This is a genomic window from Ferranicluibacter rubi, assembly GCF_011603255.1.
GTDB classification, from domain to species: domain Bacteria; phylum Pseudomonadota; class Alphaproteobacteria; order Rhizobiales; family Rhizobiaceae; genus Ferranicluibacter; species Ferranicluibacter rubi.
This window is the reverse complement of record NZ_JAANCM010000002.1, coordinates 317,410-336,057: the sequence shown is the minus strand read 5'-3', so window position 1 is coordinate 336,057 and position 18,648 is coordinate 317,410. Positions and strand designations below refer to the sequence as shown.

Genomic DNA, 18,648 nt, shown 5'->3' with positions numbered 1-18,648 from the left:
CGGCGGCTGTCGTCAGCGATCAACCACCGTCGGCCATGGCACCGCCCCGGTAGCGTCGGACGGCGGCAGCGATGCGCTCGGAGACCTTCTTGCGCCAGGCCGGATCGACCAGCAGCTTCTCGTCGTCCGTGTTGGACATGAAGCCGAGTTCGAGCAGGATGGAAGGCACGTCCGCCGCCCGCAGCACCTGAAAGCCTGCGAAGCGATGCGGATTGTTGATCAGGTTGATCTGCCCTTCGAAGGACGTGATGATGGAGCGGGCCAGATTGACCGAGAAGGCCTGCGTCTCACGCCGCGTCAGGTCGATCAGGATGTCGGCAACCTCGGCCGGCTCATCGGCCAGCGGCACTCCGGCAAGCTGATCCGACAGGTTTTCGCGTTCCGCAAGGCTTGCCGCCAGATGGTCGGAGGCCTTGTCCGAGATCGTGTAGACGGTGGCACCCCGGATATCGTGCTGCTTCAGCGTGTCGGCATGCAGCGAGATGAACAGCTTCGCCTGCTTCTGCCGGGCGATGAGCACACGCTCGGAGAGTGACAGGAATTCGTCGTCGTCGCGCGTCAGCACGGCCTTGATTCCGGGCTCGCGGTTCAGCGTCTCCGCCAATTCCTTGGCGAAAGCCAGTGTGACGGCCTTTTCTTCCATCTTGGTATCAACGCCGATCGCGCCGGTATCGATGCCGCCATGGCCAGCATCGACCGCGATGACGAAGTCGCTGGAGGCGGGCGCCGGCTCATCGACCCGCGGCGCCTTGGTCAGCGCGACGCTGCCCGTCCAGGTCTGCTCGATCAGAAGTTCGGCAAAGCGTTTCTTCTCGACGCGCTCGGCATCCAGCACGAGGCGGAAGCTCTTGCCGCCATCGTCGGTCTTAACGTCGGCCACGGTGATTTCGACAGGCTTCGTCGCCGTGAGGACGATGCGAGCGCTGCTTGCGCCCATGGCGCCGAAGCGGATGTCCTTGAAGAGCCCCCTCGCCTGCGCGTCTTCCGGCTTCACGCCGAAGGAGGTCTCGGGCAGATCGACGATGACGCGAGGTGGATTATCGACATAGTGGACGAAGATGTCGGGCTTCCGGTCGAAATCGACGACGACGCGCGTGCGGGCATCGTCACCGGCGATGCGCATGCCGTAGGCCAGAAGCGGGCCCTGCCCGGTCACAGGTTCCGCCTGAAGAGCACCGGCCGTTCCCAACGCGATGACGACGCTTGCAAGAAGCGCCGCAAGCGAGGACGACAAGCGCGAACGAGGTTCGTGACCCGATGAGGCTCGCCCTGCCTTCGGCTGTCCGCTCGTTTCCCGCCCCGTCTTCCGCTGCAAAACGCTCTCCTCGCGAACACCTTGTCCAAGCCTGCCGGGTCCAACCCTTTTGGCCGGCACACGCCGTCCGACGCGCAGCCTTGCCACCCGTCCGATCCGCATCCTTGCCGCATCGAGGTTAATCAAGTCTTACCGAAGGGTTTCGGCCGGCTCGGCGTGCACCGACGAGCGCAACGCCACTGCGTCAAAACGAGACAAGCAATTCCATCAATATTAAGGCGCAAGGGCTTTTCTCTTGCCATTGTGACATGAAAACCATAAACGTAGCAGAGGTAAAAAGTGTTGACGGGATAGATTCCACGACCGGGCAGCCAAGGGGCAAAACCCTGGCGCCAGAGCATGATCGGGAAGCGGACTACGCGCTTCCGGCCGTCATGTCCTCGCAGCAAGCGTGTTTCATCCGCCGTCGCTTCACTTTTCATCGCATTCCGAATCGAGAACAATCCGGCGGTGGCCGGAAGATACGGTGTCTGACACCACGCCCTGCAAAGGGCACACTCATCGGGCCACAAGGCCTATGACTTTGGCATTCCTTGTTTGGTATCTCATGTTGACGCAGCAGGATCGGTCAGAAGCGGAAAGCACCGGAAACGGAACGCTTGCCTCTGCCGTCCGGCTGTTTGCCCATGACCGGTATCCTTCGGGAATTTATCTATCCGGCGAACGCCGTGACCTGCGTGGGGAACCGCCTCCGGGACGTCCTTTTCCTGCCCTGTCACGCTCACGCCGAGGAGCACAACCTACATGGCAGAGAAAATGCTTATCGACGCGTCTCACGCTGAGGAGACGCGCGTCGTTGTCGTACGTGGCAACCGCATAGAAGAATTCGACTTCGAGTCGGAACACAAGAAGCAGATCCGCGGCAACATCTACCTGGCGAAGGTAACGCGCGTCGAACCTTCGCTTCAGGCCGCGTTCGTCGATTACGGCGGCAACCGCCACGGCTTCCTGGCCTTCGCCGAAATCCACCCCGACTACTATCAGATCCCGCTGGCCGACCGTCAGGCACTGCTGCGCGCCGAAGCTGAAGACGCCCGTCGCGACGACGATATCGAGCATGTCGAGACCGGCACGGACCTCGACTCCGATGACGATGCTTCGGAAGACGAGGCAGCAGACGACGCCGAAGAGGTTTCGCCCGCTGCTGCCGTCGAGGCATCGCCTGCCGAAGCCGAAGCACAGGACGAAGTAGAAGCACCGGCTGAAACGGCCGCTTCCGACTTTGCCGTTTCCGATATTGCCGATGGCGCTGCTGCCGATGCCGTCGAAGGTGTCGTTGAGAGCGAAGCCCCGGCCGAAACGATCGCTGCCGAGCCGGCCGCCGTCGAAGAGGCGCCCAAGGCCAAGCCGAAGCGCGCTCGCCGCTCCAAGAAGGCCATCGCCGCTGAAGCCGCCGAGGCGGAAGCCGCTGCCGAAAGCGTTTCGACGGCCGACGGCCCAAATGCCGACAATGTGGATGCCGACGAGACCGACGAAGGCCGTGGCCCGAACGGCGAAATGGCCGCCATGGTCGATGCCGACACGATTTCCGAAGCGCCGAGCCGCCGTCGCGGCCACGACGATGATGATGACGATGGTCATCACGAGGAAAAGGAAGTCATCGAATCGGTTGGCGCCGAAGATGCGATGGAAGAAGTGCCGGACCGGAAGGAACGCCGCCCGCGCAAGCAGTACCGCATCCAGGAAGTCATCAAGCGTCGCCAGATCCTGCTCGTTCAGGTCGCCAAGGAAGAACGCGGCAACAAGGGCGCAGCGCTCACCACCTATCTGTCGCTTGCCGGCCGCTATTCGGTTCTGATGCCGAACACGGCGCGTGGCGGCGGGATCTCCCGCAAGATCACCAACCTGCCGGACCGCAAGCGCCTGAAGGAAATCGCCCGCGCGCTCGACGTTCCCCAGGGCATGGGCGTCATCCTGCGCACGGCCGGTGCCAACCGCACCAAGGTCGAGGTCAAGCGCGACTTCGAATATCTGATGCGTCTTTGGGAAAACGTTCGCACGCTGACGCTGGCGTCCACCGCTCCGTGCCTCGTCTATGAAGAGGGATCGCTGATCAAGCGCTCGATCCGCGACCTCTACAACAAGGATATCAGCGAGATCGTCGTGTCTGGCGAAGAGGGCTATCGCGAAGCGAAGGCCTTCATGAAGATGCTGATGCCGAGCCACGCCAAGGTGGTTCAGCCGTATCGCGACGTGCATCCGATCTTCTCGCGCTCCGGCATCGAGGCGCAGCTCGACCGCATGCTGCAGCCGCAGGTGACGCTGAAGTCCGGTGGCTACATCATCATCAACCAGACCGAAGCGCTGGTCGCCATCGACGTCAACTCGGGCCGCTCGACCCGCGAACACTCGATCGAAGACACAGCGCTTCAGACGAACCTGGAAGCCGCCGAAGAGGTCGCCCGCCAGCTTCGCCTGCGCGACCTTGCCGGTCTCGTCGTCGTCGACTTCATCGACATGGAAGAGAAGCGCAACAACCGTTCGGTGGAAAAGCGCCTCAAGGACCACCTGAAGAACGATCGCGCCCGCATTCAGGTCGGCCGCATCTCGCATTTCGGTCTTCTGGAAATGTCGCGCCAGCGCATCCGGGCCTCGGTTCTCGAATCGACGACGCAGGTCTGCGCACATTGCGCCGGTACCGGTGTCGTGCGGTCGCAGTCCTCCGTTGCCTTGCATGTCCTGCGCGGCGTCGAGGAATATCTCCTCAAGAACACGACGCATGACATCACCGTGCGTGCGACGCCGGAGATCGCGCTCTACCTGCTCAACTACAAGCGATCCACGATCACCGATTTCGAGGCCCGCTTTGGCGTTGCCATCGTCGTCGAGGCGGATGCGCATGTCGGCGCGCTGCACTTTGCGATCGATCGCGGCGAAGCCGTCGAGAACCCGGTCAAGATCGAGCAGATCCTCCAGTTCGAAGCCCCTGTCGAAGACGAGGACGACGATATCGTCATCGAAGACGAGATCGAGGACGATGAGGAACTGCTGGTCGAGGCAAAGCCCGAAAAGGCCGAGCGTGCGGACCGCACGGAGCGCGAGACTGGCGACGATCAGAACGGTCGCAAGCGCAAGCGCCGTCGTCGCCGTCGTGGTGGCCGTGATGGCGAAGCCGAGACGTCTGCCGACGCAGCGGGCTCAGACGTTGCTTCGGATGAAGACGCCGACGAGGGTGACGACGAGGACGAGGCAGATGATGCCGTGTCCGCGGATCAGGCCGATGGTGTCAGCAGCGAAGACCGCCAGAAGCGCAAGCGCCGTCGTCGCGGCAAGCGTGGTGGTCGCCGCAACAAGGATGGCGAGATCGAAGCCGGTTCGGACGAAGCAGCAACGGCGGATGCCGGTGACGCTGGCGCCAGCACCGACGCCCTGTCGCTTGCCGATGCCGTCGATGATGCGGGACACTCGGAAGAGGATGCCGTTGAGGATCAGGCGATTGCTGCGGAAGCAGACGGTCTGGCCGACGATGCGGTTGCCGAAACCGACGATCGCGGTGAAGCACCCGTTGCGCGCAAGCGGAGCCGCCGCCGTCGTTCGCCGCAGGATCTGGTAACGGATGTCGTTGCCCAGCCGGTGGCAGACACTGGCGAAGTTTCGACGGACGAAGCGGCTCAGGCTGCCGTCGAAGCCACACCGGACGCGGTTGCAAGCGAAACGGCACCGTCCTCCGAGGAGGCCCGCACCGAAGAGGCTTCGGCTTCTCTCGGCGAAAGCGACGAAGCCCATGTGGCGGTCGAGACGGCGGACGAAAGCCCTGCCGAAGCCTCGGACGACAAGCCGGCACGCAACAACCGCAACATCGAGACGATCGCCAGCGAACCGCTGGTCCGCTCCTCGGCAGCATCCACCGATGAAGCGACCGAAGAGACGAAGCCCAAGAAGGGCGGCTGGTGGCAGAAGCGCGGTTTCCTATAGGCGCTGATGTTTGCTGAATGAACACAAAGGCCAGCCGGAGCGATCCGGCTGGCCTTTTTCGTTCTGCACTCTATCGAGCAGGGCGGTCCCGGACGCCTGCCGCAAACCTCAGGTTCTGAATCAAGTGGCTCCCGATCTGATTCCGCCGGTCCGCCGAAACCTTTGACCTCATTAGGCTTTCAACCAACCCGCCATGCGCTCGATCGCGGTTTCGATATCCGCCGGCGCGCCCGCGTAGGAGAACCGCATGGCGCGATGGCCTTCGACCGGATCGAAGTCGCGGCCGGGTGTGGCCGCCACGTTGATTTCGGCGAGCATGCGATGGGCGAAGGCCATGCTGTCATTGGTGAAGCGGCTGGCATCGACATAGGCGTAGAATGCGCCGTCCATCGGTGAGGCGATGGTGAAGCCGAGCTCCGGCAGGCGCTTGAGAAGAAGCGCGCGGTTGACGGCGTAGCTTTCCTTGTAGACCTCAAGCTCGGCCGATGCGCCCAGCGCAGCCTCGGCGGCGATCTGCGACAGTTCGGGCGGCGAGATATAGAGGCTCTGCGCGATCCGCTCGAAGCCCCGCACCTTGTCTTCAGGCAGCACCATCCAGCCGATCCGCCATCCGGTCATGCAGTAGTATTTGGAGAAGGAATTGATGACCACGGCGGCATCCGTCACGGCCAGCGCCGTCGTCTCCTCGCCGACGAAGGTCAGGCCGTGATAGATCTCGTCGGAGATGAAGGTGATATCCTTGGCGGCACAGTATTCGGCGAGCGCCTGCAGTTGCGCCCGTCCTGTCACGGTTCCGGTCGGGTTCGCGGGACTTGCCAGCAGCACACCGCGGATCGGCCCACCCTCGCGCAGCTCGGCGTCCGCCAATCCTTCCGGCGTCAGCGTAAAACCGTTCGAGGCATCGGCATCGACCTCCACGACCTTCAGCCCCAGAGCGGCGAGGATGTTGCGATAGGCGGGATAGCCCGGCCGCGCGATCGCGACCCGGTCGCCCGGATCGAACAGCGCGAGAAAGGCGAGATTGAAACCCGCCGACGAGCCGGTCGTCACGGCGATGCGTCTGGGATCGACCGCGATGCCGTAATGCCGATGGTAATGATCCGATATCGCCGTGCGCAGCGAAAGCGTGCCGAGCGCATCGGTGTATCCGAGCCGCCCGTGTTCCAGCGCCGCGCGGGCCGCCTCAAGCGCTGCCTTCGGCGCGGGATGGCTCGGCTGCCCCACCGCCATGGAGATGACCGGGAAGCCGGCATCGCGCCGCCGTGTCGCCTCCGCCAGCACGTCCATGGCATGGAAGGGTTCCACGGCGCTGCGGTGGGAAAGCGTGGTCATGGCGGCATCCTCGTTTCGCTCAGTGGATCAGGATGTCGATGACATCCAGATCCCGGCAGATCGCCATGGATTGCCCCAAGCGCACGGGCTTCACAAGAGCAGCTTGTGACAAGGCGCCTGCTCTCGACGTTTTGTTGTCCCCGTGCGTTTGCATGTGCTATCGGACGGAGACCGTACGCTGGCGTTCTCTCCGCGTCGGCAGCGCCATCTCAGCGAGGACCGCATGACCTTCCCCGTACGCCGACTGATCGCCGCATCGCTCCTGCTCGTCTCCACCACCTGCGCATTCATCACCCCCGCACTGGCGCTGGATGACAAACAGAAAGCCGAGTTCGGCGCCTTCATCCGCGAATATCTGATCGCCAACCCGGAGGTCATGCTTGAGGTGCAGGAGGCGCTGAAGGCAAAGCAGGCGCTAGCGCAGCAGCAAGTCGCCGAATCGGCGATCAGCGCGAACAAGGACACGATCTTCAACTCGAAATACGACGTGTCGCTCGGAAATCCCAAAGGCGACGTGACCGTCGTGGAGTTCTACGACTACAATTGCGGCTATTGCAAACGTGCGCTTCCCGACATGGAAGCCATTCTCGAAGCCGACAAGAACGTTCGCTTCGTGCTGAAGGAGCTGCCGATTCTCGGACAGGAATCGCTCGACGCCCATCGCGTCAGTTCAGCCTTCCGGAAGCTCGCTCCCGAAAAATATGGCGATTTCCACCGGGCGCTTCTGGGTGGCGAAGACCGCGCGACGGAGGAAACGGCGATTGCCGTTGCGACACGTCTCGGCGTGAAGGAAGCGGATATCCGTGCCAAGATGGTCGATCCGAGCCATGACGACGAGGTTCGCGAATCCTACACGCTCGCCAATGCGCTTGGCGTTACCGGCACGCCGTCCTACATCATCGGCAACGAGGCTGTCTTCGGCGCCGTCGGTGCCGACGATCTGGCGGCAAAGATCGCCAACATGCGCACCTGCGGCAAGACAGCCTGCTGACCTCGAGGCGACATGCCTTGTGGACAAGGCCTTAGCGAGGCGCTCGCAGCCATACGGCGGGTCCAAAAGGCTTTTTTTCAACGGACCAACCGTCTATAGCTGACGGCACGACGATAGGATGCTCACGAAATGCCAACGATTTTCGTCCTGAACGGCCCCAACCTCAACATGCTGGGCAAGCGCGAGCCCGGCATCTATGGCGGCCAGACCCTTGCCGACATCGAGGCGATGTGCGTTGCGGAGGGCGAGAAGCTCGGCCTGACGATCGACTTCCGCCAGACCAACCACGAAGGTGTGCTGGTCGACTGGTTTCACGAAGCCAGCGACACCGCTGTCGGCATTGCCGTCAACGCCGGTGCCTATACCCACACATCGGTCGCCCTGCACGACGCGACGCGCGCCATCGGTATCCCGGTGGTCGAGCTTCATCTGTCGAACGTTCACGCGCGCGAGGAATTTCGCCACAAATCCATGCTTGCCCCAGCGGCGAAAGGCGTCATCTGCGGCTTCGGCGCGCAGAGTTACATTCTGGCGCTCAATGCGCTAAACACTCTCCTTCAAACACCGAAATAAAAAAAACAAGAGGCTCTCATGGCTGACAAGAAGACCGGCATCGATCAGGCACTGATCCGCGATCTCGCCAATATCCTGAACGAGACCGACCTGACCGAGATCGAGATCGAACAGGAAGACCTGCGTATCCGCGTCTCGCGCGCCGGCACGCCGCAATATGTCTCCGCACCGGTTCCGGTCGCAGCACCTGCAGCTGTCGCGGCTGCTGCCGCACCTGATGCCGCTGCCCGTATTTCCAAGAACGCGCTGACGGCGCCGATGGTCGGCACGGCGTATCTCTCACCCGCCCCGGGCTCGCGTCCCTTCATCGAAGTCGGCGCCACGGTGAAGGAAGGCCAGACCGTCCTCATCATCGAAGCCATGAAGACGATGAACCAGATCCCGGCGCCGCGCTCCGGCAAGGTCGTCGAGATCCTCGTGGAAGACGGCGCACCGGTCGAGTACGGCGAAGCGCTCGTGGTCATCGAGTAAGCCCATGCCCATCATCTCCAAGGTTCTCATCGCCAATCGCGGCGAAATCGCGCTCCGTGTCCTTCGCGCCTGTAAGGAACTCGGCATCGCAACCGTTGCCGTGCACTCCACGGCCGACGCCGACGCCATGCATGTGCGCCTGGCGGATGAAAGCGTCTGCATCGGCCCGCCGCCCTCCCGCGACAGCTACCTGAACATCCACCAGATCGTCGCAGCCTGCGAGATCACCGGCGCGGACGCGGTGCATCCCGGCTATGGCTTCCTGTCGGAGAATGCGAAGTTCGCGGATATTCTCGACGCGCATGGCATCACCTTCATCGGACCGACCGCCGACCATATCCGCATCATGGGCGACAAGATCACCGCCAAGGAAACGGCCAAGGCGCTCGGAATTCCCGTCGTGCCCGGTTCGGCCGGTGAAGTGCTACCCGAAAACGCCTTACAGATCGCCCGCGAGATCGGCTTCCCCGTGCTGATCAAGGCCACGGCCGGCGGCGGTGGTCGCGGCATGAAGGTTGCGCGCAACGAGGAGGAGGTCGAGGAAGCCGTTTCCACAGCCCGCTCCGAAGCTGCCGCCGCTTTCGGCAACGATGCCGTCTACATGGAAAAATACCTCGGCAAGCCACGCCATATCGAGATTCAGGTCGTCGGCGATGGCGAGGGCAATGCCATCCATCTCGGCGAGCGCGACTGCTCGCTACAGCGGCGCCACCAGAAGGTCTGGGAAGAGGCCAACTCTCCGGCTCTCAACGTCGAGCAGCGGATGAAGATCGGCGAAATCTGCGCCGATGCCATGCGCAAGCTGAAATATCGCGGCGCCGGCACGGTCGAGTTTCTCTACGAGAACGGTGAGTTCTACTTCATCGAGATGAACACGCGCCTGCAGGTGGAGCATCCGATCACCGAGGCGATCACCGGTATCGACCTCGTGCACGAGCAGATCCGCGTCGCTTCCGGCGCCGGCCTCTCCGTCACGCAGGATGAGATCGTCTTCCAGGGCCACGCCATCGAGTGCCGCATCAACGCCGAGGATCCGCGGACCTTCGTGCCCTCGCCCGGCACGATCACGCATTTCCACGCTCCGGGCGGTCTCGGCGTTCGCGTCGATTCGGGTGCCTATCAGGGCTACAAGATCCCCCCTTATTACGACAGCCTGATCGGCAAGCTGATCGTGCATGGGCGCACCCGGGTCGAATGCATGATGCGTCTGCGCCGGGTTCTCGACGAATTCGTCATCGACGGGATCAAGACGACGCTGCCGCTGTTCCAGGACCTGATCAACAATCAGGACATCGCGAATGGCGACTACGACATTCACTGGCTGGAAAACTATCTCGCCCAGCCCGCGGAATAAAACGTCGCCGGAGCGCTCCCTCACCCGTCTCGGGTGGTGGCGCTCCGGCTTCCCAAACGCGCTTGCCCGATCCCCCAGCCTTTGACAGGCACTGGCCTTGGGTGAGCAAACAGAGGCCCAGCATGAGAGGCAGCCGCCGCAAGCAACCGGACATCACTCCCGACCTGCTGGTGCGTGCCTATTCGATCGGTCTCTTCCCCATGGCCGATTCGGCCGATGACCCCGAGATCTTCTGGGTCGAGCCCGAGATGCGCGGCGTCATCCCCCTCCACGATTTCCACATCCCCCGCAGCCTTGCCAAGACGATCCGGCACTCGCCCTTCGTCATTCGGCGCAACACCGCCTTCGAAGCCGTCATGGATGGCTGTGCCGCGCCAGCGCCAGATCGGCCCACCACCTGGATCAACAGCACGATCCGAGGGCTCTACACGGCCCTGCACATGATGGGCCATGCGCACTCGGTCGAGGCTTGGGACGGCGACGAACTCGTCGGTGGGCTCTACGGCGTCTCGCTCGGTGCTGCCTTCTTCGGCGAGAGCATGTTTTCCCGCCGCACCGATGCCTCCAAGATGTGTCTCGTCCACCTTGTCGAACACCTCCGCGACCGCGGCTTCATTCTGCTGGATACGCAGTTCACCACGGATCACCTGAAGACGTTCGGCGCGATCGACGTGCCAAAGGCCGAATATGCCGGCATGCTCGCCGAAGCCATTGCCCAGCCGAACGCGCGGTTCTGACGCACGCCCGACGATGTCCAGTGATGTGAATGGGGTTCAGCGACAAACGCTGGTGAGATGTCAGGCGTTCGATGAACGAATCGGGATTGCATTGACACACCGCGACCAAGCGATGCGCTGTCCGCAGTCGAGGGTCGAGTGCGGCGTTACCCGTTACTGGCTGTTCGCGGCACTATCCGGGGGCGGAAGGTCGGACTTGCCTTTGCAGCTCTGGAGCCAGACGTCGTAGACGGGGTGCTCGACCGCGTTGAGCCCAGGGCTGTCGGCGAACATCCAGCCGGTGAAGATGCGGCGGATCTTGCGGTCGAGGGTGATTTCCTCGACTTCCACGAACGAGGTGGTCTTCTGGGCTTCCGTGTCGTCGCGGCTATAGCACACGCGGGGCGTGACCTGAAGCGCACCGAACTGGACGGTTTCGCCGATATAGACGTCGAAGGTCGTGATGCGGCCGGTGATCTTGTCGATGCCCGAGAAGACGGCGACGGGATTGGCCAGACGCGCGGCCTGCGTCGGAAGGGTGGTCATCGCAAAAGCGGCGGCTGCGGTGGAGAGCGACAGGACAATGCGGCCGACGGACCTGCGGCAGATCGCGACTTTGCGGTTTATCGACACGTTCCGGGTTTTCCTGTTCACTGCCATTTCAGTCCCTCGCCAACGTCGGCGTCCGGATATGGTCGCTACATCCCGACAAACCAGTGCAAGCCCGGTCAACATGCCCGGTCGTTCCGGCCTGCTTTGGAGATCGAATCCACAGCTACCGTACACCGCGCTCGGAGACGGTCCGGTCACATGGAAAAGACTCGGTGAGCCCGCGTATGAAGCCGTCTCACGACCGGATTTAGATGCCAATCATGGCCGCGAGATGATGGCTCCGGCACATCGGCCGGAAACCGACAATGCTTACGAGCGCGGTGTCCAGGCGTCGTAGTCGCCGGTGACGCGCGGGCGTTCGCCCGGCTTGGCGAGCGAGCCCGGCGGGCGGTAGGCTTGTGCCGTGCCGGTCATGTTGAGGCGGTGCGGTTTCTGCCATTCGCGGGCGGCATAGGTCTCGTCGGCCGGCGAAACATCCGTGCGGTGATGCATCCAGCCGTGCCAGCCCGGCGGGATCGCCGATGCCTCGGCATAGCCGTTATACATAACCCAGCGGCGCGTCCGGCCTTCGGAGTCCTTGCCACCTTCGTAATAGGTGTTGCCGAGCTCGTCCTGCCCGACCTTCTTGCCGAAGCGCCAGGTGTGGAACCGCGTCCCGATCGTCGAGCCGTTCCACCAGGTGAAAATCTGCAGAAAAGTCTTCATCGAACCGTCCTTGGACCGGCGCACGAAAGCCGCGCGCGGATGCCTTATGATTGCTTCTGCTTATGGCCTGCCGGACCGGTCTTGTCCAGCCTGCCGCGTTTCTCGCAGCGTGTTTGCACCGGCTTGGAGAGCGCTCTCAGCGGGCGTCGTCCAGAACCTTCTCCATCTCCACCGTCGGCATGCCCCAGGCTTCCGAGCCCGGACCGACCTCAGTGAAACCATGTGCCGCGTAGAACGCAATGGCGGGCGCGTTGTCGGTGACGACCTCTACCCGCATGTGTCCGGCATAAGGAAAGCAGGTTTCGAGTTCCGCGAAGAGATCGCGGGCAATCCCCTGCCGCTGGAACGCCGGAAGCACGTAGAGCTGGTGGAGGACGGCCGTCTCGTGCAGGGTCGGCGACATCGACGCATAAGCCATGCCGCCGATGCGCTTGCCGTCGTCGGCCACCACGAACTCGCTGCCCTTGCGCTGCAGGTTCGCTTTGAGCGCCGCCACAGAGTGCCACTTGGCCGTCATCTCCGCGACCTTGTCGGCACCATAAGTGGCGTCATAGGTCGCGTGCGCGGTCTCGCCCAGAAGGGCACTGATCGCGCCCAGATCACGTTCCGTCGCCGTGCGGACGAAGAACATCGGCCTAATCCTCGAGCCCGAGCTTCGCCTTGACAAGCGCCTGCACCGCCTGCGGGTTTGCCTTGCCGCCGGTGGACTTCATCACCTGCCCGACGAACCAACCGGCGAGCGAGGGCTTCGCCTTGACCTTCTCGACCTGATCCGGGTTGGCGGCGATGATCTCGTCCACGGCCTTTTCGATGGCGCCGGTGTCCGTCACCTGCTTCATGCCGCGGGCCTCGACGATCTCGGCCGGGTCGCCGCCCTCGTTGAAAACGATCTCGAACAGCTCCTTGGCCAGCTTGCCGGAGATGACCTCCGACTTGATGAGGTCAAGGATGCCGCCGAGCTGGGCCGGGGAAACCGGAGTCTCTTCAATGCCTTTGCCGGCTTTGTTCAAGGCGCCCAGTAGGTCGTTGATAACCCAGTTGGCGGCCGCCTTGCCGTCGCGGCCGGCAGAGACGACCTCGAAATAATCGGCGATCGCCTTTTCCGACACCAGCACGGAGGCGTCATAGATGGACAGGCCGAGGTCGCGCACGAAGCGCTCCTTCTTGTCATCAGGCAGTTCCGGCAGATCGACCCTCAGCGCCTCGACGAAGGCCTCGTCGAATTCGAGCGGCAGGAGGTCCGGATCCGGGAAGTAGCGATAGTCATGCGCATCTTCCTTGGAGCGCATGGAGCGCGTCTCGCCCTTATGCGGATCGAACAGGCGCGTTTCCTGATCGATTTTGCCACCGTCTTCCAGAATCGCGATCTGGCGACGGGCCTCGTATTCGATGGCCTGGCCGATGAAGCGGATCGAGTTGACGTTCTTGATCTCGCAACGTGTGCCGAACTCTGCGCCGGGGCGGCGCACGGAGACGTTGACGTCCGCGCGCATGGAGCCTTCGTCCATGTTGCCGTCGCAGGTGCCGAGGTAGCGCACGATGGAGCGCAGCTTCGTCATATAGGCCTTGGCCTCGTCGGAGGAGCGCATGTCGGGCTTCGACACGATCTCCATCAGGGCGACGCCCGAGCGGTTGAGATCGACATAGGACATGGTGGGATGCTGGTCATGCATCGACTTACCGGCGTCCTGCTCCAGATGCAGGCGCTCGATGCCGATTTCGATATCCTCGAAATGGCCCTGACGATCGGGTCCGAGCGAGATGACGATCGTGCCCTCGCCGACGATCGGATCCTTGAACTGCGAGATCTGGTAGCCCTGCGGCAGGTCGGGATAGAAATAGTTCTTCCGGTCGAAGATCGAACGATGGTTGATCTGCGCCTTGAGCCCGAGGCCGGTGCGCACGGCTTGGCGAACGCACTCCTCGTTGATGACGGGCAGCATGCCCGGCATGGCCGCATCGACCAGCGAGACGTTGGCGTTGGCGGCATTGCCGAAGGTCGTGGAGGCCCCGGAGAAGAGTTTCGAATGGCTCGTGACCTGCGCGTGCACCTCCAGGCCGACGATCACTTCCCAGTCGCCGGTGGCGCCGGGGATGAAGCGTTTCGGATCGGGCGTGCGAACGTCGACAAGGGTCATGGAAGGCTTTTCCTGCAGGCTTCTTTTGGGTAGGTCCGGGTTAGAACAAATGCTTGAGGGGTGCAAGACGCGCGAGAATGTCCGGCACCGGTTTCCGGCGGGTCAGGCGGTCGGCAGCGTCATATGTCCCCCACACTTTTGTCCACGACGCTTTCGACCTCGCGGAGCGTCCGGGCGAGACCAACCTGCTCGACATCCCGATCCAGACGGGCGAGGTAGGCGGTGGAAAACCAGGCGATCCGAAAGCCGTGATGGCGAAAGAAGGCAATGGCCGGCGCGTTGCCCGCATGTGTCCGGGCCGTCATTTCCGGCAGCCCGGTTCCCTCCATATCGCCGCGCAGTGCCTCGATCAACGCACTGCCCAGCCCCTGGCGCTGGTGCTCCGGCATGATCCAGAGGTCGCTGACTTCGACATCGTCGTTCTCCCGCGCCGCCCAGCCAACGCTCGCGCCGCCCGTCTCCACCACGAGGGTGCGCGGCCAGCTTTCGCGCAGGAACGAGCCGAAGGAGTATTCGGCCGTGGTGCGCATCTTGGTCACATCGGCAAAGCCGACCACCGCCTGCTCCCAGGCGGCAAGGCCGATCTTCACCAGCCGAGGCACTTCATCCTCGCGTGCACCGCGTACCAGAACCATACCGTGTCCAAGCCCCCACCGGTGCGACGATCGCGCAGCCTACCACCACTTGGGCGGCGTGAAGCGTCCAGCGGCCTGCTCGATGACATGGGCGGTCTTGAACAGGGTTTCCTCCTCGAACGGCTTGCCGATCAGCTGAAGGCCGAGCGGAAGACCCTTGGCGTCGAGGCCGGCGGGAACGGCGATGCCCGGCAGGCCGGCCATGTTCACCGTCACCGTGAAGATGTCGTTGAGGTACATCTTCACCGGATCGGCCGCGAGCTCCTGATCGGCGATGCCGAAGGCGGACGACGGTGTGGCAGGCGTCAGGATCGCATCGACGCCGGCATGGAAGGCCGTCTCGAAGTCGCGCTTGATGAGTGTGCGGACCTTCTGGGCGCGCAGATAATAAGCGTCGTAGTAGCCGGCGGACAGCACATAGGTGCCGATCATGATGCGGCGCTTGACCTCCTGGCCGAAGCCGGCGGCGCGCGTCTGCTCGTACATGTCGGCAATGTCCTTGCCATCCACACGCAGGCCATAGCGCACGCCGTCATAGCGCGCGAGGTTCGAGGACGCCTCGGCCGGCGCAACGATGTAGTAGGCCGGCAGGGCGTATTTCGTGTGCGGCAGGGAGATATCGACGATCTCGGCACCGGCGTCCTTCAGCCAGGCGATGCCCTGGCGCCAGAGCGCCTCGATCTCTTCCGGCATACCTTCGACGCGATATTCCGCGGGAATACCGATTTTCATGCCTTTCAGCGACTGCCCGATGGCCTTCTCGTAATCCGGCACCGGAAGATTGACGGAGGTCGTGTCCTTCGCATCGACGCTTGCCATCGACTTCAGCAGGATCGCAGCATCGCGAACGTCGCGGGCGATTGGTCCGGCCTGATCGAGCGAGGAGGCAAAGGCGACGATGCCCCAGCGCGAGCAGCGGCCATAGGTCGGCTTGATGCCGACCGTGCCCGTGAAGGCCGCGGGCTGGCGGATGGAGCCGCCCGTGTCGGTGGCTGTGGCGCCGGCGCACAGAAAGGCTGCGACGGCCGCCGCCGATCCGCCCGAGGAGCCGCCGGGCACGCGGTCGGCATCGGAGCCGGTGGCGCGCCAGGGGTTCTTCACGGGGCCATAGTACGAGCTCTCGTTGGAGGAGCCCATGGCGAACTCGTCCATGTTCAGCTTGCCGAGCATCACGGCACCGTCGTTCCACAGGTTCTGCGTCACGGTCGATTCGTAACGCGGCGCGAACCCATCGAGAATGTGGCTGCAGGCCTGCGTGTGCACGCCTTCGGTGCCGAACAGGTCCTTGATCCCGAGCGGAATGCCCTCCAGCGCGCCGGCCTTGCCGGCTGCGAGGCGCTCGTCGGAAGCCTTGGCCATCGCACGCGCCTTCTCCGGCGTCACGGTGACATAGGCGTTCAAGGCGCCGTTCGCCGCGTCGATGGCGGAGAGATAGGCGTCAGTCAGTTCAACGGCCGTAATGTCGCGGGCGGTCAGCCGGTCGCGGGCTTCGGCGATGGTGAGGTGGGTGAGTTCGGTCATGGCGAACGGGACTTTCGTAAACGGCAGGCGGGCGAAACGGTCTTCGGTACGGGTCGGCCGGTCTATTCGACGACCTTCGGCACGAGAAAGAAGTTCCGGTCAGAATTCGGCGCATTGGCAACGATATCGTCGGCCTTGCTACCATCCGTCACGATGTCCTCACGCTTCTTCATCGCCATCGGCGTGACCGATGTCATCGGCTCGACGCCGGTGACATCGACTTCGCCGAGTTGTTCGACGAAGCCAAGGATCGCATTCAGCTCGCCGGTCATGCGGTTGGCGTCGTCTTCGCTGACGGCTATGCGGGCGAGATGCGCGACGCGCTTGACGGTGGCGAGATCGACGGACATGGCGGACTCCGGGCCTGACGGGAAATGATCCCCCGCTATACTGACCACGACGGGAGCGCGCAACGGGGGATTAAGGCGAAGACCGCGTTCGCTAGGTGATCAGACCGTCACGACAGCGCCCACGGCGGGGACTTCGACCTTGGTGCTCGCCGGTTCCATGGCGGCGAGGAAGAGGTCGGGTGTCTGGTCCACGATCGGGAAGGAGCCGTAGTGGCAGGGCAGCACGGTGCCGAACTTGAAGTAGCGCTGGCAGGCGAGCGCGGCCACGGCACCGCCCATCGTGAAGCGATCGCCGATCGGAACGAGGCCGATATCGGGCTGGTGAAGTTCCTGGATCAGCGCCATGTCCGAGAAGATGTCGGTGTCGCCCATGTGGTAGAGCGTCGGCGCATCGTCGAAATGGAGGACGAGGCCGTTGGCACTGCCGAGCGAGTGCGAAACGCCATCCTCGGTGATCTGCGCGGAGGAATGCAGCGCGTTGACGAAGGTCGTGGAAAAGCCCTTGAGGTGGATCGTGCCGCCCGTATTGCCCATTTCGAGCGCGGAGACGCCCCGTGAACCGAGCCATGCCGCGAGATCGGCATTGGCGACGACGGTCGCGCCGGTTTCCTTGGCCAGCGCGATGGTGTCGCCGACATGGTCGCCATGACCGTGTGTGAGCAGGATATAGTCGAGGCCGGCGGCCGCGTCCTTGCGGGTCGATTCGTCGAAGGACGGATTGCCCGAGAAGAACGGATCGATCAGGATCTTCGCTTTGGTTGTCTCGATGTGGAAGGCGGAATGGCCGAGCCATTGGATCTTCATGACATATCTCCTGTCATCTGTAGCGGGCGCGCCCTAAACCCCAGCGGAAAAAGCACGCTGGTGAAATCGGTGCCCGCGGAGCATATGGAACATCGACAGGCAAAGACAAAGGCCGACGGAAAGGTTTAGCATGAGCGTGATGACTATCGAGGAGCTTGCGAGCGCACTGCTGCCGCGTCAGGCGGTTGCCGGGCTTGACTTGGGCACCAAGACGATCGGCCTCTCGGTATCCGATCTCGGCCGCGGGCTGGCGACGCCGCGAACGGTGATCAAGCGGACGAAGTTCACGGCCGATGCGCAGGCGCTGCTGGCCTTTGCGGAGAAGGAAAAGATCGCTGCCTTCCTGATCGGGCTGCCGGTGAACATGGATGGGTCGCATGGGCCGCGGGCGCAGGCGACACGGGCCTTCGTGCGCAACATGGAACAGAAAACCACCCTGCCCTTCGTCTACTGGGACGAGCGGCTATCGACGGTGGCGGCTGAGCGGACGCTGATCGAGATGGACGTGTCCCGCGCCAAGCGGGCGGAGCGCATCGATTCGGCCGCCGCGTCCTTCATTCTTCAGGGCGCGCTGGACAGGCTGACATCGCTTGCACGCGCTGTGGCATCCACCGACGACTGATCGTTCCGGCGACGGTACCAGGCAAGAATCGCCTTGCGCTTGCGTAGCGCGATGAGGCCGAAGACGATGAAGCTGTCGAAGATCATCGCGCGCGCGACGAGCAGCGGGATCGTCTTGGGGTCGATGCCAAGCACGTTGCCGTACATCTGGAACACGAGGTCGTTCGCCTCCCGCGACAGCATGAAGATGCCGAAGCTGATGTCGTTGTAGGAGAGCGTGTACCAGCTCGTCAGGAACAGGACCGGCCCGCCCCAGAGGATCAGAAGCCACTTCATGTCCGGTCTCCTCTCATGTTCGCCACGCCGCGGGCTCCCCAGACACCGACCGATGCCACCGCGCTGGTGGCAATGACGCAGACGAGAAGAACGAGCGCCGGCACCGCCACGTCCAGCGCGACGGCTGCGAAGATCGACATGGGAATGAATGTCAGGACTGCGCGCATCATGCGGGCTCCGTGCGGTTGCGATCCACCACACATGGAACGTTAACCTTGACGAGGCAACGTCAACCTTTTGTTAAGGTTAACAGGCGCGAGGCCGGCGCGAGCTTTGCGGGGGCGTCCTGACCATCTGGCAAGAGCCCCTGCCCAACGCG

Annotated in this window: 19 protein-coding genes; 7 read left to right on the top strand and 12 right to left on the bottom strand. The window is 63.2% G+C overall.

Translation table 11 applies throughout. The features are described 5' to 3' along the window. Positions 1 to 19 precede the first annotated feature (19 nt). Positions 20 to 1,195: an N-acetylmuramoyl-L-alanine amidase gene (locus tag G8E10_RS05455; RefSeq protein ID WP_343289708.1), complete on the bottom strand. Its 1,176-nt coding sequence runs from the start codon at positions 1,193 to 1,195 to the stop codon at positions 20 to 22. Between the two features lie 864 nt (positions 1,196 to 2,059). On the opposite strand from G8E10_RS05455, the gene G8E10_RS05450 reads away from it, so the two are divergent. Further along, a complete protein-coding gene (locus G8E10_RS05450) occupies positions 2,060 to 5,230 on the top strand; it encodes an Rne/Rng family ribonuclease (RefSeq protein ID WP_167127658.1) in 3,171 nt (1,056 codons plus the stop codon). 171 nt (positions 5,231 to 5,401) lie between these two features. On the opposite strand, the gene G8E10_RS05445 is transcribed toward G8E10_RS05450, so the two are convergent. After that, positions 5,402 to 6,562, bottom strand: coding sequence for a pyridoxal phosphate-dependent aminotransferase (locus G8E10_RS05445; RefSeq protein WP_167127654.1), 1,161 nt, complete (start codon positions 6,560 to 6,562; stop codon positions 5,402 to 5,404). Positions 6,563 to 6,785: 223 nt separating this feature from the next. Between G8E10_RS05445 and G8E10_RS05440 the strand changes: the two genes are divergently transcribed. The 5 genes from G8E10_RS05440 (at position 6,786) to aat (ending at position 10,688) form a co-directional block, all read left to right on the top strand. Then, positions 6,786 to 7,553, top strand: coding sequence for a DsbA family protein (locus tag G8E10_RS05440; RefSeq protein ID WP_167127651.1), 768 nt, complete (start codon positions 6,786 to 6,788; stop codon positions 7,551 to 7,553). Between the two features lie 129 nt (positions 7,554 to 7,682). Next, positions 7,683 to 8,126, top strand: a complete 444-nt coding sequence (gene aroQ, locus G8E10_RS05435) for a type II 3-dehydroquinate dehydratase (RefSeq protein ID WP_132663428.1) — start codon at positions 7,683 to 7,685, stop codon at positions 8,124 to 8,126. An 18-nt stretch (positions 8,127 to 8,144) separates the two neighbouring features. Continuing rightward, positions 8,145 to 8,597 carry an acetyl-CoA carboxylase biotin carboxyl carrier protein gene (gene accB / locus G8E10_RS05430; RefSeq protein ID WP_132447095.1) on the top strand — a complete coding sequence of 151 codons (453 nt, stop codon included), beginning with the start codon at positions 8,145 to 8,147 and terminating at the stop codon, positions 8,595 to 8,597. Positions 8,598 to 8,607: 10 nt separating this feature from the next. Beyond that, positions 8,608 to 9,951 carry an acetyl-CoA carboxylase biotin carboxylase subunit gene (accC, locus tag G8E10_RS05425; RefSeq protein WP_165910685.1) on the top strand — a complete coding sequence of 448 codons (1,344 nt, stop codon included), beginning with the start codon at positions 8,608 to 8,610 and terminating at the stop codon, positions 9,949 to 9,951. 122 nt (positions 9,952 to 10,073) lie between these two features. Beyond that, positions 10,074 to 10,688, top strand: coding sequence for a leucyl/phenylalanyl-tRNA--protein transferase (gene aat / locus G8E10_RS05420; protein ID WP_167127648.1), 615 nt, complete (start codon positions 10,074 to 10,076; stop codon positions 10,686 to 10,688). Positions 10,689 to 10,841: 153 nt separating this feature from the next. Here aat and G8E10_RS05415 read toward each other — a convergent pair whose 3' ends face one another. The 8 genes from G8E10_RS05415 to G8E10_RS05380 all read right to left on the bottom strand — a co-directional run bounded on the left by G8E10_RS05415 (position 10,842) and on the right by G8E10_RS05380 (position 17,432). Next, positions 10,842 to 11,246 carry a DUF2155 domain-containing protein gene (locus tag G8E10_RS05415; RefSeq protein ID WP_281517452.1) on the bottom strand — a complete coding sequence of 135 codons (405 nt, stop codon included), beginning with the start codon at positions 11,244 to 11,246 and terminating at the stop codon, positions 10,842 to 10,844. 342 nt (positions 11,247 to 11,588) lie between these two features. Next, positions 11,589 to 11,984 (bottom strand): NADH:ubiquinone oxidoreductase subunit NDUFA12, encoded by a 396-nt coding sequence (locus G8E10_RS05410; protein WP_110799521.1) that lies wholly within the window; start codon positions 11,982 to 11,984, stop codon positions 11,589 to 11,591. A gap of 136 nt (positions 11,985 to 12,120) precedes the next feature. Further along, positions 12,121 to 12,615 (bottom strand): GNAT family N-acetyltransferase, encoded by a 495-nt coding sequence (locus G8E10_RS05405; RefSeq protein ID WP_132447091.1) that lies wholly within the window; start codon positions 12,613 to 12,615, stop codon positions 12,121 to 12,123. A 4-nt stretch (positions 12,616 to 12,619) separates the two neighbouring features. Beyond that, positions 12,620 to 14,122, bottom strand: a complete 1,503-nt coding sequence (gatB, locus tag G8E10_RS05400; protein WP_167127645.1) for an Asp-tRNA(Asn)/Glu-tRNA(Gln) amidotransferase subunit GatB — start codon at positions 14,120 to 14,122, stop codon at positions 12,620 to 12,622. 119 nt (positions 14,123 to 14,241) lie between these two features. After that, positions 14,242 to 14,757 (bottom strand): GNAT family N-acetyltransferase, encoded by a 516-nt coding sequence (locus tag G8E10_RS05395; RefSeq protein WP_110799524.1) that lies wholly within the window; start codon positions 14,755 to 14,757, stop codon positions 14,242 to 14,244. A 39-nt stretch (positions 14,758 to 14,796) separates the two neighbouring features. Beyond that, a complete protein-coding gene (gene gatA / locus G8E10_RS05390) occupies positions 14,797 to 16,278 on the bottom strand; it encodes an Asp-tRNA(Asn)/Glu-tRNA(Gln) amidotransferase subunit GatA (RefSeq protein WP_110799525.1) in 1,482 nt (493 codons plus the stop codon). 62 nt (positions 16,279 to 16,340) lie between these two features. Beyond that, on the bottom strand, positions 16,341 to 16,628 hold the full coding sequence (gatC, locus tag G8E10_RS05385; protein WP_110799526.1) for an Asp-tRNA(Asn)/Glu-tRNA(Gln) amidotransferase subunit GatC: 288 nt from the start codon (positions 16,626 to 16,628) through the stop codon (positions 16,341 to 16,343). A gap of 99 nt (positions 16,629 to 16,727) precedes the next feature. Next, positions 16,728 to 17,432, bottom strand: a complete 705-nt coding sequence (locus G8E10_RS05380; protein WP_132663436.1) for a metal-dependent hydrolase — start codon at positions 17,430 to 17,432, stop codon at positions 16,728 to 16,730. Between the two features lie 130 nt (positions 17,433 to 17,562). On the opposite strand from G8E10_RS05380, the gene ruvX reads away from it, so the two are divergent. Next, positions 17,563 to 18,054: a Holliday junction resolvase RuvX gene (gene ruvX / locus G8E10_RS05375; protein ID WP_110799528.1), complete on the top strand. Its 492-nt coding sequence runs from the start codon at positions 17,563 to 17,565 to the stop codon at positions 18,052 to 18,054. Here ruvX and G8E10_RS05370 read toward each other — a convergent pair. Further along, positions 17,994 to 18,329, bottom strand: coding sequence for a DUF6105 family protein (locus G8E10_RS05370; RefSeq protein ID WP_110799529.1), 336 nt, complete (start codon positions 18,327 to 18,329; stop codon positions 17,994 to 17,996). The two genes, ruvX and G8E10_RS05370, sit on opposite strands and share 61 nt — an antisense overlap. Beyond that, positions 18,326 to 18,499, bottom strand: coding sequence for a hypothetical protein (locus tag G8E10_RS05365; RefSeq protein WP_167127642.1), 174 nt, complete (start codon positions 18,497 to 18,499; stop codon positions 18,326 to 18,328). The genes G8E10_RS05370 and G8E10_RS05365 overlap by 4 nt, the downstream gene beginning before the upstream one ends. Positions 18,500 to 18,648: the final 149 nt, after the last annotated feature.

Coding starts and splice junctions, on each gene's coding strand:
- G8E10_RS05450 (WP_167127658.1), top strand. CDS start 2,060: ATGGCAGAGAAAATGCTTATCGACGCGTCTCACGCTGAGGAGACGCGC.
- G8E10_RS05445 (WP_167127654.1), bottom strand. CDS start 6,562: ATGACCACGCTTTCCCACCGCAGCGCCGTGGAACCCTTCCATGCCATG.
- G8E10_RS05440 (WP_167127651.1), top strand. CDS start 6,786: ATGACCTTCCCCGTACGCCGACTGATCGCCGCATCGCTCCTGCTCGTC.
- aroQ (WP_132663428.1), top strand. CDS start 7,683: ATGCCAACGATTTTCGTCCTGAACGGCCCCAACCTCAACATGCTGGGC.
- accB (WP_132447095.1), top strand. CDS start 8,145: ATGGCTGACAAGAAGACCGGCATCGATCAGGCACTGATCCGCGATCTC.
- aat (WP_167127648.1), top strand. CDS start 10,074: ATGAGAGGCAGCCGCCGCAAGCAACCGGACATCACTCCCGACCTGCTG.
- G8E10_RS05410 (WP_110799521.1), bottom strand. CDS start 11,984: ATGAAGACTTTTCTGCAGATTTTCACCTGGTGGAACGGCTCGACGATC.
- G8E10_RS05405 (WP_132447091.1), bottom strand. CDS start 12,615: ATGTTCTTCGTCCGCACGGCGACGGAACGTGATCTGGGCGCGATCAGT.
- gatB (WP_167127645.1), bottom strand. CDS start 14,122: ATGACCCTTGTCGACGTTCGCACGCCCGATCCGAAACGCTTCATCCCC.
- G8E10_RS05395 (WP_110799524.1), bottom strand. CDS start 14,757: ATGGTTCTGGTACGCGGTGCACGCGAGGATGAAGTGCCTCGGCTGGTG.
- gatA (WP_110799525.1), bottom strand. CDS start 16,278: ATGACCGAACTCACCCACCTCACCATCGCCGAAGCCCGCGACCGGCTG.
- gatC (WP_110799526.1), bottom strand. CDS start 16,628: ATGTCCGTCGATCTCGCCACCGTCAAGCGCGTCGCGCATCTCGCCCGC.
- G8E10_RS05380 (WP_132663436.1), bottom strand. CDS start 17,432: ATGAAGATCCAATGGCTCGGCCATTCCGCCTTCCACATCGAGACAACC.
- ruvX (WP_110799528.1), top strand. CDS start 17,563: ATGAGCGTGATGACTATCGAGGAGCTTGCGAGCGCACTGCTGCCGCGT.
- G8E10_RS05370 (WP_110799529.1), bottom strand. CDS start 18,329: ATGAAGTGGCTTCTGATCCTCTGGGGCGGGCCGGTCCTGTTCCTGACG.
- G8E10_RS05365 (WP_167127642.1), bottom strand. CDS start 18,499: ATGATGCGCGCAGTCCTGACATTCATTCCCATGTCGATCTTCGCAGCC.